We start from the raw sequence: 12,192 nt of genomic DNA, 5'->3' as shown, positions 1-12,192 counted from the left end.
ATTTAAAGTTTTAAACTTCGTAATCTTAATGCATTGGCAATAACAGAAACTGAACTAAAACTCATTGCCAAAGCCGCTATCATTGGCGAGAGCAAAACTCCAAAAAACGGATACAAAACTCCCGCAGCAATTGGAATTCCCAGCACATTATAAAAGAAGGCAAAAAACAAATTTTGTTTAATATTTTTCATAACCGCATGGCTTAAATTCTTGGCTTTTACTATTCCTTGTAAATCGCCTTTTACCAACGTTATTTTGGCGCTTTCAATAGCCACATCCGTTCCGGTTCCCATTGCAATTCCTATGTCGGCTTGCGCCAAAGCCGGAGCATCGTTGATTCCGTCTCCTGCCATGGCTACAATTTTCCCTTCGGATTGTAGTCGTTTAATTTCCTTGAGCTTGTCTTCTGGTAAACAACCCGCTTTATAAGAACTCAAATGCAATTCCTGAGCGACTGCTTTTGCAGTATTTTCATTGTCACCCGTCAACATAATCACCTCAACACCTTGACGTATTAATTCTTTTATGGCTTCGACACTTGTTGGTTTTATGGCATCCGTTATCGACACAAACCCCACCGCAATTCCGTCAACTGATATGTAGGAAACTGTTTTACCTAATTTCTGCTCGGCGATAATCTGATTTTCCAGTTCGGCAGAAACCGCAGCATTCACTTGCTCCATCAATTTTTTATTTCCAAGAGCTACTTTTTTATTGGTAACTGTACCTGTAACCCCTTTTCCTGAAATGGCTTCAAAATCCTTTACTTCGATTAATGAAACTTTTTTCGCTTTCGCAAAATTGACTACGGCTTGCGCCAAAGGATGCTCGCTATACTGATTTAAAGACGCAATGCTTTGTAACAAAGAATCATCATCATTATTAGTGGAGAAGACTTTTTCAACAGAAGGTTTTCCTTCAGTAATTGTTCCTGTTTTATCTGTAATCAGAACATTTACTTTGTTCATATTTTCCAGTGCTTCCGCATTTTTTATCAAAACACCTGACTGTGCTCCCTTCCCAACACCAACCATTACTGACATGGGGGTAGCCAGTCCCAAAGCACAAGGACAGGCAATTATCAATACCGCAATGGCATTGATAAATCCATAAACCATCGCTGGTTCCGGTCCAAATTTTGCCCACACAAAAAAGGTTAATACAGAAACTACAACTACAATTGGCACAAAATATTTAGCAATACTATCCGCTAGCTTTTGAATGGGTGCTCTGGAACGACTGGCATCATTTACCATCTTAACGATTTGCGAAAGCAAAGTTTCTGAGCCAACTTTTTCGGCAATCATAACAAAAGATTTATTACCGTTTATGGTTCCCGCTATTACAGAGTCATCTATTTTTTTATCAACAGGAATAGGTTCTCCTGAAATCATCGATTCATCAATCGTACTTTCTCCATCGGTAATTTTCCCATCAACCGGAATTTTATCTCCTGGTTTTACACGCAATAAATCTCCTTTTTTAATATCATGAATGGAGATTACTTTATCAGCTCCGTCGATGACCAAAGTGGCTTCGGTTGGTGCTAATTTCAACAATTCTTTTATCGCACCGCTGGTTTGACTGTGTGCTCTGGCTTCTAGGAGTTGCCCCAATAATACCAAAGTCAATATTACCGTTGTTGCTTCAAAATAGAGGGAAACCGTTCCGTTATGAGTTTTGAATTCGTTTGGAAAAACATCAGGAAAAAACATCCCAACTAAACTAAATAAAAATGCCACTCCCGTTCCAATTCCGATAAGCGTAAACATATTGAGATTCCAGGTAATAATAGATTTATAAGCACGAATAAAAAACATCCAGCACGAATAAAAAACTACCGGAAGCGATAAAATTAGCTGTACCCAATTCCATTTTGAAGCTTCCATTATTTTCATTAATGGATTATTGGAAATCATATCTGACATGGCAATTAAGAAAACCGGAACCGTAAAAACTACAGCGATTTTCATTTTACGCACCAAGTCATTATATACCTTATTTTCTTCACTTTCGGTTGGTTCCATTGGCACTAAATCCATTCCGCAAATAGGGCAAGAACCAGGACCTTCTTGGATAACTTCAGGATGCATGGGGCAGGTATAAAGCGTTTTTCCAATATTTAGTTCAGGAGCTTTAACTAAATCCATTCCGCATACTGGACAATCTCCCGGTTTATCATAGACTTTTTCTCCTTCGCAATGCATCGGACAATAATACTTTCCTTGTGCATTGGCGGGTAAAATTACTGTTGATTTCTCCTGTGGTTTATTCGAACTGCAACATGATTTAATTGGAAGTTCATTTGGTGTTTCTGAGATCGTATCAGTTGGTGATTCCATAGAAATGGAATATTTGCCAGCTTTAGAAAGCGTTTCTTGTAGTTGAACTAATGGTATATGATCTTTCATAAGTAAGGTAGCAATTGGTGGATCCAGAGAAACCACTGCTTCGATACCTTTAATAGAATTTAATGCTTTTTCAACTGATGAACGACAGCCATTACAAGTCATTCCAGTAACAGTGTAGGTATGCTTCATTTTAGTGTGTTTTTAATCAACCTTACCGCAATATGTGAGGCAAGGTTGATAAGAGTTAATAAGGTAAATCCTTATTTTATTTGTTGCTTTTTACGGCAGTCTCAGGAACAGGCTCCGTTAATTTCATTCCGCATTTAGGACATTTATCATTCAGTTTCCCTTGAACTTCAGGATGCATTGGACAAGCATACATTGTTGGATTATTTTTCATCATTTTTGTGTCATTTCCCATCATGGTTGAATCAGTGTGCATGACCGAGTCAGAATTCATCATGGTGGTGTTATCATCCATCATATGAGAATCATTTGTTGGATTCTCTTTATTTTTTTGGTTACAAGAAATCAATACAAAAGCCGCCATTAGGGTAAAAAAAAATATATTTTTCATCGTTAAAATTTATTAATTGCAGATGAATTTCTGCATTTTAAAATTACAAAAAATAGTTTTAAATTTGTTGTGTTTTTATTGGTTTAAATTATATAATTCACTGTAAATCAGCAATAAAATAGACCTAATTTCATCCATTTTTTAAACTAAAAAAAGAATTAAGATTCTGTATCAAACTTTTTCCTGTAATTTCATACCATTATATATTTGGCATTTTTGTATAAAAGCTATATTGCTTTTTAATAGGCCCCTGATATACTATCTCTTGTGCTTTCTATCCAATTAATCAATACCTTTTTATTCTCTTGCGTTAGTATGGCATTTTTATGTATCCTAGTGTACGACGCTAATGGCATTTCATCCGATTTGATTTGCTTAACAATTCGTTCTAATTTGTTTCCCTGCTTGCGTTGAGAATAATCGCCAAACGTACTGAAATTCAAGTTTTCTTTTCCTTCTTTAATATGACTATCCAAAAACATTCTCGCGGGTTGAATGTAAGAGTACCACGGATATTCTGTGTTGTTACTGTGACAATCATAACAAGAAGTTCGTAAAATGCTTTTTACATCTGACGGAACGGCGTAGATTTTGGTGAAATGGGTTGGCAAAACCTGCCCGTAATCTAAATTGCGAGCAGGTTGATAAAATTGTATCAGCAAAAAAATAATCAAACCTAAAGTCAATATTTTTTTGACATTAATTTTCATTTAGAATGTTTTTTTTACTGATCCACAAGTAAGCATTTGGGAACCGAAGTATGGATTTTTGATTTCCTTAGTTTCACTTATCCAATAACCACTTTTCCCTTCGTCATACATTGGACAATAATCCTGATACAATTTTTGAGTAGTTCCAAAAGTTTTTATCAAATCGTTGATGTCTTTGCTCAACATGGCAAAATGTTCTCTTTGATGTTCAATTTTACCAGGATTGTCACCAATATGCTCTGCATGCTCCTTCGCATCATCGGCAATATCAACATATTCCTTTTTCAATTTCGCATCTAGTGATTTTGAATCTAAAGTATTTAGCGTCGCATATAAAGCTTTCCCGGCGTTTGCAGCTCCTTTTGAATCATCTTTTACAAGAGCATTTTTAAGCTTTAAATAATTGGTTACAATTTCATTGATAGAAAAAGCAGATTGGGAAGTCGTTACAACAGTTTCTGATTTAGTTTCAACAACTGTAGTTGTGGTGGCTTTTGCATCTTGATTAACAGGCTCTGTCAATTCCATACCACATTTCGGACATTCTGCTCCTTTTTCACCTGTAACTTCAGGATGCATAGAACAAGCATATAATTCGCTTGCAGTAGTTGTGGTTTCTACAGCTTCAGTTTCCTTAGCTTTCTGATTGCAAGAAGTTAATGTGATAGCTAGTAAAGCTATTATATATAGTGTTTTCATGATTACTAGTTTTAAAAAATTAATTGTTTTGCTTTTTTAAGTTAAAGAACGTATAATACAAATTGAAGTACACTCCGTTTGGTGCTGAACGTAGCATTGAACTAATTAGTTCTTGACGGTAAGCTAAATCCAATCGCGCCTGACTATTAAAAATAAATTGTATTGCTGGTACAACATCCACATACGATTTTCCATTTTCGTTTATGGTTTGCCCTACAAATTCTAACATTAGATTGATATTAGTTTGTTTGAAACTTGTATATTTTTTTGGGTACATTAATTTCCCAAAAGACAAGGTATAATTGGTAGCATTGTCGCCTATATTATCTGGAAAAGGATAATTTGGTTTGTTGTCTAGTGCTTTCTCAAAACTTAAAGATGCACTAATGGCTACTTTTTTCAATAATTTTGTTGCAATTATACCTGTTTCAAAACCTGTATTGTGCCCCAAGATTTCAATTTGTTCTTGATGGATATCAGCCCGATTAAAACTATATCTTCCGTATGCTGCCATGCGGAAATGACTATTTAAATCATCTTCAGAATAAAACCGATATTTTGCCATTACACCACCGCCTTCAGCATATAAGGCATTAGTTCTTGTGCTTATAAAAGCGGAACCTCTTACCATTAAATTCTTATTTATTCCATAAGTTATCTCAGGCATTAAATGGTAATTGTAACCTGTTTTAATTTGCTCTTTAAATGCTGATTGCATCACGTTGAAAGCAAGCGAATTAGCTGGGACATTACTGGCAGGATCGGTTACTACAAATAATTCTTGACTAAAAATAGTTTGGCAACTGATTGCTACAAAAAATAAAATTACATTTCTCATTAGTTTATCAATTTAATGTGAAAATCATCTTCGTTGTTTGAAGCGTAGGTTTCGACATTTTTATAGGTTTTAGATAATTTTTTAAACTCCTTTTCAGTTACAAATCCTTTGTCAAGTATTTTAAATTGTATTTCACTCGCATTACTTAGTTTGTCATTAACCAAGATATACGAGCTTTTAGTTATGGTTTCGGGCTTTGAAGTTACCACTAAAGAGCCGACAAAAAAACCTGCTTTTTCCACTTTTTCCTTAAATACTTTTGGACTCAAATTATTACCTTCCTTAAGTGTTACGGTGAACGTATTGGTATTTAAATCGGTTTCTACATTAACTACTTCGGGCAATGTTTTTAACTGCTTGTTTATAGCATTGGAACACATAGAACAGGTTAAACCCGTTGCAATGATCTCAGCTTTTGAGATTTGAGCAAACGATTTTATGCTTGTGATTAAAACTAAACAAGCAACTATAATAAATTTTAAATGTATGTTTTTCATGATTTTATTTTTTTAATTGTATTGAAATTTCTTCAAGTGTTGGATTAATAGCTATCAATTTTCCGGATTCGTCAAATAAATAAGCACTCGGCAATTGCTCAATTCCAAAGAGGAGCGCCGTTTTTGCATCAAAACCATTAGGATCTATTAGTTGCGTGTAAGGCAGCTTGTCTATTTCGATAGCATTTTTCCATTTAGTAGTATCAATATCCAGCGATATCCCAATAATTTCGAAATTGCCACTTTTATTTTGATTGTAAAAAGGAACTAATTTTTTATTAGCCACTCTGCAAGGCCCACACCAGGAAGCCCAAAAGTCAATCAAGACTGTTTTCCCTTTCAGAAAAGCTAAGTTTATTGTTGTTTCTTTATTATTTTTGAGTTGAAAATCAGGCAAACTGTCTCCAATTTTCATTTGGGCAGTTGCAGTTGAAATACTGATTATCAAACTGAATAGCAGCATTATTTTTTTCATATTTTATTCCTTTTAAACACTTATTGAATCGTTTCGACTGTTTTTCCGCAAGTCATCATTTGAGAACCGTAATATGGATTCTTAACCGCGTTCTCTTTACTCAACCAATTTGCACCTTTACCATCGTTTGCCATAGGGCAAAACTGAAGATAAACCAGTGTTTCATATTTAGCCACTTTTATCAATTCGTACATTGATTTTGAAAAAGGAATAAAAAATTCTCTTTGACGTTTGATGTCTTGAGTTTCAGAAATATTCTTGGCACCAGCCATTAAACCTTTCATTTCTTTCATCCAAATCATGTGCACATCCATAGCAAGCTCGTCCATTTTTACTGCATTTAATGCTGTAAGAACGTCTTTCGCTGCAGTAGCAGCAGCTTTTCCGTCAGTTTTCACCAAAGCATCTTTCAAAAGAAAATAGGTGTCAAAAACAACTTTTAAGTTAGTCTCCACTTTTTGTTTTGCAACTGCAGCATCAGAGTGATTGGCGTGGTTTGCATGATTTTCTGTGGTAGTGGTTTCCATTTTCATCTCTGTAGAAACGGCAACTTTTGCTTCTCTTTCATATTGACAACATCCATGTAATGCGTCATAAGTAGTATCAGGCGCAAGAAATTTATCGCTGTCGTAACCTGCTAAAGCAATACGTTTCAAGATTTCGTCCTGATTCGTTTGTGCTGAATCATAGGTTAGCGTAGCCATTTTGGTGTCTTTATCCCAATCTACCTGAGCTACTTTTTTTAAATTTCCTGCTTTCTCTATGGTTGTTTCACACATTCCGCAATTCCCGTAGATTTTTACCGTTTCGGTTTTAGCATTTTTTATTTGTGCGTTAGCAATTGTCATTGAAAGCAATAATGTTATTGCCATCAATATTTTTTTTATTGATTTCATTGTTTTAAATAATTTTGAAGTGAATTAGTCGAAAAAACATTCAAAACAATAGCTAGTTTCGCTACATTTCAAATTGTAATGGACTAAAATTTAATGATTGCAAAAGCATAAAATGCTTTAAAAAAGACAGTCTTTTGGCTGTCATAAAGGGTATTTAGCTTATTTTAGGTGGAAGCCAAATGGAACGAAAATCAGAAGAAATGAATATTTCCGTGTAATAATAGTTTTGTTTTTCAGTAGAAAAAGTAAAAATCTGGTTGTTTAATTCGGTATAAAACGCCAAAGTTAAACCCAATTGAAATGCTGAACTGCTGCAAGTAACATCTTTACAGGCACCTTTGCAGCCCTCATGCGAACTTTCATTCGATTTTTTTTCTTTCTTGCAACAATCTTTTTTATCCTTTACTGAAGAATATTCTTTTTTGCAACACGATTTGTCAGCTTTAGTTCCACATGCAAAAGCTACGCTTGGTGCCATAAAGAAACCAAGCATAATAAGTAGCATTATGTAAAACTTTTTTGTCATCAGAGAACTTTTGTAAAAAACAAAGGTAATAAATTAAAGACTATTGCTAATTTATTAACTCCTAATTACTTGTTAAAAAATCAATTACTTTCCTTCACCTAATATCCCATTCATAATGGATTGCAATATTGACAACACAATACTAAAAATTAGTGCGGTCCAAAATGAATCAACATGAAACCCACCTACAATATTGGTGCACAATAATATGATCAATGCATTAATGACTAATAAGAATAATCCTAATGTGACAATGGTCACCGGTAAAGTTAGTATTACCAATATTGGTTTAATAAATATATTAAGTAAACCAAGAACTACAGCTACAATTAAGGCGGTAGTAAAACCAGCCACATGAACACCCGGCATAAAGTGAGCAATAAGGAGAACTAATCCTGATGTAACAAGTATTCTGATCAATAAATTCATAATTTTTGTTTTAAAATTTAAATAAATGTAAGAAAAATTTAAATTTGATTAATTTATTTTAAGAAAGAACTTGTTATTTGATGAAATAAGGTTGGATTTTCTGCATGAAGCCAATGCCCTACATTAGGAATTGTTTCAAAAATGGAATTCGGAAAATGCTCTTTTATGTTTTCGAAATCAGTGTCCAAAATATAATTAGATTTTCCACCTCGTATGAATAATGTTGGTTTCTCAAAAATGGTATTTTGCGGCAACGCTACTCCTATCTCCTCCATTTTTTTATTGAAAACTTCCAGATTAAATCGGAAGGCGAGTTGTCCTGGCTCCTGCCAATACAAACTTTTCATTAAGAATTGTCTCGTTCCAAAATCAGAGATATATTGAGACATGGTTCCCTCTACTTCGCTTCGGGTTGGTTTCTTGGAGAAATCAATGGCATTTAATCCCGCCAGAATTTCCTGATGGTGTTGCGGATAAAATTTTGGTCCAATATCAGCAACAATTAATTTGTCTACTAATTCCGGATGCGTTATTGCCAAAATCATGGCCACTTTCCCACCCATGGAATGTCCAATTATATTGATTTTTTCTAAATTATGAGTTTGGCAATACTCTAAAATATCTTGAACCATTATTTCATAACTGAATTCTTCCGAATGCAAACTTCGTCCATGATTGCGCAGATCGATCATGTGAACTTGAAAACCTTCGGCGCCAAATTGCGTTCCCAGTGTTTTCCAATTATCGGACATTCCCAGAAAGCCGTGGAGAATTAAAAGTGGTTTGCCTGAACCTTCTATTTTTGAAAAAAGCATATGATTTTAGATTTTAGCGTTATAATTTAAATTATAAACCATTAAGAAATTAAGGTTATTAAGCTTTTGACTTAATCCGTCTTAATTTCTTAATGATTTTAGAAAATTACTTTAATTTTTGCAAATACATGTTGATTACATTATCCAAACCCAGATAAATAGCTTCGGAAATTAAGGCATGCCCGATAGAAACTTCCACTAATCCCGGTATATTTTCTTTGAAAAACTGAATATTATCCAAACTTAAATCATGGCCTGCATTGATTCCCAATCCGATTTGGTTGGCCAAAATTGCTGATTCCATATACGGTTGTATGCCTCTTTTGTTACCCAAACTGTATTCATGTGCGAATGCTTCGGTATATAATTCGATTCTTTCGGTTCCAATTTTTTTAGCGCCTTCAATCATTTCGAGAACCGGGTCGACAAAAATAGAAGTTCTAATTCCGTTGCGCTGAAATTCTTGTACAACTTCTTTTAGATAATCCGCATGTTTTATGGTGTTCCAACCGGCATTTGAAGTTATCGCATCGACAGCATCCGGCACCAAAGTAACTTGGGTCGGTTTGATTTCCAGAACAAGATCAATAAATGTTTTTTCTGGATTTCCCTCAATATTATATTCGGTGCAAACAATGGATTTCAAATCTCGGGCGTCTTGATAACGGATGTGACGCTCATCTGGACGGGGATGAATGGTGATTCCTTCACCTCCAAACTTTTGAATATCGGCTGCGACCTTTAATAAATCGGGAACATTTCCGCCCCGTGCATTACGTAAAGTAGCTATTTTATTGATGTTTACACTTAACTTTGTCATTGGAACACTTTTTGATTGTGAAAAATAGTAATTGTTGTGACAAAAATACAAAGTAAAACCTAGGAGTTTTTGCTTATTTTTGATTATTTTGCATGAAATATTGAGATTGATTTATGACAGAAATAACAGAGTATATTACCAATGATTTTAAAGCGATTGACAGCCAAGATACGATTGCGGATGTTCAAGACTTATTTAATGATTTGCACTTTTCGCATTTTCCCGTAATTGAGGAGGGAGTTTATATTGGTAGTGTAGCCGAAGATGACATTGTGACTTTTGAAAATGACAAAAAAATAGCAGATTATCGATTTACTCTAGATGGTTTTTTTGCTAGAACAAATACAATCTGGTTGGATGTTTTAGAAATTTTCGCAAAGAATCATACTAATTTAGTTCCCGTTTTGGACGAAAATAATAAATATGTAGGCTATTACGAATTAGAAGACATCATGAGATTTTTTCATGAAACTCCGTTTTTGAAAGAGCCAGGAGGAATTATTATTGTTAAAAAAGCAGTTTTAGATTATTCCATGAGTCAAATCACACAAATAGTTGAAAGCAACAATGGAAAACTTTTAGGCTTATTCATTTCTGAAGCGGATGTAGAAAGTGTTCAAGTTACATTGAAAATAACTCTGGGCGCAATGAATGAAATCATCCAGACTTTCAGAAGGTATAATTATGAAATTATATCCGAACATCAAGAAGACAATTACATCAATAACTTAAAAGAACGTTCTGACTATTTAGATAAATATCTCAATATATAGTTCATCGTTTGAGCAGTTCTCCGAATAAACATAGCAGCGATTAAACGATTAAACAACAAGATGAAAGTAGCCATATACGGACAATATTACCAAAACAGCACCGAACCGATAATTAAAGACATTTTCGTTTTTTTTAATACCAATAAGGTAGAAATGGTTATTGATTCTGAATTTTTGAAAATACTTTACAAAAAAAACATTGTTCGAAAAGTATACAAAACTTTTGAATCTCATACAGAATTAGACCAAAGTTTTGATATGCTGATCAGCATTGGCGGAGACGGAACTATTTTAAGAGCCGCTACTTTAGTTCGAGATTCTGGTGTGCCGATATTAGGCATAAATGCTGGCCGCTTGGGTTTTTTAGCCACGGTGCAAAAAGAAAATATTGCAGCGTTTATGCAATTTGTAATTGAAAAAAAATACACCCTTTCAAAAAGAACGTTGCTGAGTTTATCGTGTTCCCCAAATAATGAATCCATTCAGGATATTAATTTTGCAATGAATGAAATCACTGTCAGCAGAAAAGACACGACCTCGATGATCACAATAGATACCTATCTGAATGATGAATTTTTAAATTCCTATTGGGCAGATGGTTTGATTATTTCCACACCAACGGGTTCAACGGGATATTCTTTGAGTTGTGGCGGTCCCATACTTACCCCCGATGTAAAAAGTTTAGTTATCACACCTATAGCTCCTCATAATCTGAACGCAAGACCGCTTGTTGTTCCAGATGAAACTGAAATCCGATTAAAAATTACCGGTAGAGAGGAAAATTATCTCGTTTCTTTAGACTCCAGAATTACATCAGTGAAAAACGAATCGATTCTAACTATCAAGAAAACTCCCTTTCAAATAAACATGGTAGAAATTCCCGAAGAAACATTTTTAAAAACCCTACGTACCAAATTACTTTGGGGAGAAGACAAAAGGAATTAAAGCATTTATAATTAATCCTATACGATTCCATAACTTTTTTACGTTTGGATTAATAAAATACCAATTTATCTTTGTTTTTATAAAAAACATACAATTAACTAAATAGGTATTGAATCATATTGATAATTATTATATTTGCACGCAATTTTTAATTAAATGAACCGGATTTTTAACTTTTTTCTATTGCTATTCCCTTTCATGGCATTACAAGCTCAAATTCATGAGATTGGTGTTTTTGTTGGCGGAATCAACTTTATAGGTGATGTAGGTTCTACTTCTTACATATCACCCAATGAACCTGCCATCGGATTGCTCTATAAATGGAATAAAAGTCCAAGACATTCCTATCGATTTTCATATACACAATCAAAAATTACAGCAAACGATCTAAATTCTGAAGAAGCTGGTAGAAATCAGAGAGGTTATCGTTTTGAAAACAGCATCAAAGAGTTCTCTGCTGGTCTCGAATTTAATTTTTTTGATTTTAATTTGCATGAACTACGTCCCAAAATTACACCTTATGTATACTCTGGTTTAAGCTATGTTCGATACGATGGTTTATTTTTTGTAGGTGGAACAGCAAGATCAGATGCTAATCACGGAACTATAGCGATACCTATGATTTTAGGTATAAAATCAAATATTACATCTAATTTTGTTTTAGGATTGGAAGTGGGTGCCAGATATACCTATGCAGATGATATAGACGGAAGCAATCCCAAGAATGAAAACTTACAAAACTTACAATTTGGCAACATAAACAATAATGACTGGTATGTTTTCTCGGGACTTACCTTAACATATACTTTTGGAAACAAACCTTGTTATTGTGTAGAATAAA

General features: G+C 34.2%; 15 protein-coding genes. 3 read left to right on the top strand and 12 right to left on the bottom strand.

Annotated features, from left to right (window positions below):
* Positions 1-2: 2 nt before the first annotated feature.
* The 12 genes from ACFX5E_RS01925 to ACFX5E_RS01870 all read right to left on the bottom strand — a co-directional run bounded on the left by ACFX5E_RS01925 (position 3) and on the right by ACFX5E_RS01870 (position 9,633).
* Complete coding sequence (locus ACFX5E_RS01925; RefSeq protein ID WP_379853480.1) at positions 3-2,540, bottom strand: heavy metal translocating P-type ATPase; 2,538 nt, start codon at positions 2,538-2,540, stop codon at positions 3-5.
* Positions 2,541-2,616: 76 nt separating this feature from the next.
* Positions 2,617-2,928 (bottom strand): heavy metal-binding domain-containing protein, encoded by a 312-nt coding sequence (locus tag ACFX5E_RS01920; protein WP_379853479.1) that lies wholly within the window; start codon positions 2,926-2,928, stop codon positions 2,617-2,619.
* A gap of 239 nt (positions 2,929-3,167) precedes the next feature.
* On the bottom strand, positions 3,168-3,638 hold the full coding sequence (locus ACFX5E_RS01915; RefSeq protein ID WP_379853478.1) for a heme-binding domain-containing protein: 471 nt from the start codon (positions 3,636-3,638) through the stop codon (positions 3,168-3,170).
* Entirely contained in the window at positions 3,639-4,337 is a 699-nt protein-coding gene (locus ACFX5E_RS01910) for a DUF3347 domain-containing protein (protein ID WP_379853477.1), read from the bottom strand.
* Between the two features lie 19 nt (positions 4,338-4,356).
* Positions 4,357-5,175: a hypothetical protein gene (locus ACFX5E_RS01905; protein ID WP_379853476.1), complete on the bottom strand. Its 819-nt coding sequence runs from the start codon at positions 5,173-5,175 to the stop codon at positions 4,357-4,359.
* Positions 5,175-5,672 (bottom strand): heavy-metal-associated domain-containing protein, encoded by a 498-nt coding sequence (locus ACFX5E_RS01900; RefSeq protein WP_379853475.1) that lies wholly within the window; start codon positions 5,670-5,672, stop codon positions 5,175-5,177. The genes ACFX5E_RS01905 and ACFX5E_RS01900 overlap by 1 nt, the downstream gene beginning before the upstream one ends.
* A 4-nt stretch (positions 5,673-5,676) precedes the next feature.
* Positions 5,677-6,147 (bottom strand): TlpA family protein disulfide reductase, encoded by a 471-nt coding sequence (locus ACFX5E_RS01895; protein ID WP_379853474.1) that lies wholly within the window; start codon positions 6,145-6,147, stop codon positions 5,677-5,679.
* 20 nt (positions 6,148-6,167) lie between these two features.
* Positions 6,168-7,043, bottom strand: coding sequence for a DUF3347 domain-containing protein (locus tag ACFX5E_RS01890; RefSeq protein ID WP_379853473.1), 876 nt, complete (start codon positions 7,041-7,043; stop codon positions 6,168-6,170).
* Between the two features lie 154 nt (positions 7,044-7,197).
* A complete protein-coding gene (locus tag ACFX5E_RS01885; protein WP_379853472.1) occupies positions 7,198-7,548 on the bottom strand; it encodes a hypothetical protein in 351 nt (116 codons plus the stop codon).
* Between the two features lie 105 nt (positions 7,549-7,653).
* A complete protein-coding gene (locus ACFX5E_RS01880; RefSeq protein ID WP_379853471.1) occupies positions 7,654-7,998 on the bottom strand; it encodes a phage holin family protein in 345 nt (114 codons plus the stop codon).
* Positions 7,999-8,051: 53 nt separating this feature from the next.
* Positions 8,052-8,813, bottom strand: a complete 762-nt coding sequence (locus ACFX5E_RS01875; protein ID WP_379853470.1) for an alpha/beta fold hydrolase — start codon at positions 8,811-8,813, stop codon at positions 8,052-8,054.
* Positions 8,814-8,919: 106 nt separating this feature from the next.
* Positions 8,920-9,633: a pyridoxine 5'-phosphate synthase gene (locus tag ACFX5E_RS01870; protein WP_379853469.1), complete on the bottom strand. Its 714-nt coding sequence runs from the start codon at positions 9,631-9,633 to the stop codon at positions 8,920-8,922.
* 113 nt (positions 9,634-9,746) lie between these two features.
* Between ACFX5E_RS01870 and ACFX5E_RS01865 the strand changes: the two genes are divergently transcribed.
* From ACFX5E_RS01865 to porG, 3 genes are all read left to right on the top strand, one after another.
* Positions 9,747-10,406, top strand: coding sequence for a CBS domain-containing protein (locus ACFX5E_RS01865; RefSeq protein ID WP_379853468.1), 660 nt, complete (start codon positions 9,747-9,749; stop codon positions 10,404-10,406).
* A gap of 60 nt (positions 10,407-10,466) precedes the next feature.
* On the top strand, positions 10,467-11,351 hold the full coding sequence (locus ACFX5E_RS01860) for an NAD kinase (RefSeq protein WP_379853467.1): 885 nt from the start codon (positions 10,467-10,469) through the stop codon (positions 11,349-11,351).
* Between the two features lie 156 nt (positions 11,352-11,507).
* On the top strand, positions 11,508-12,191 hold the full coding sequence (gene porG / locus ACFX5E_RS01855; RefSeq protein ID WP_379853466.1) for a type IX secretion system protein PorG: 684 nt from the start codon (positions 11,508-11,510) through the stop codon (positions 12,189-12,191).
* Position 12,192: the final 1 nt, after the last annotated feature.

This window comes from Flavobacterium xylosi, assembly GCF_042787345.1.
Classification (GTDB): domain Bacteria; phylum Bacteroidota; class Bacteroidia; order Flavobacteriales; family Flavobacteriaceae; genus Flavobacterium; species Flavobacterium xylosi.
This window is presented reverse-complemented; position numbering and strand designations above follow the sequence as displayed.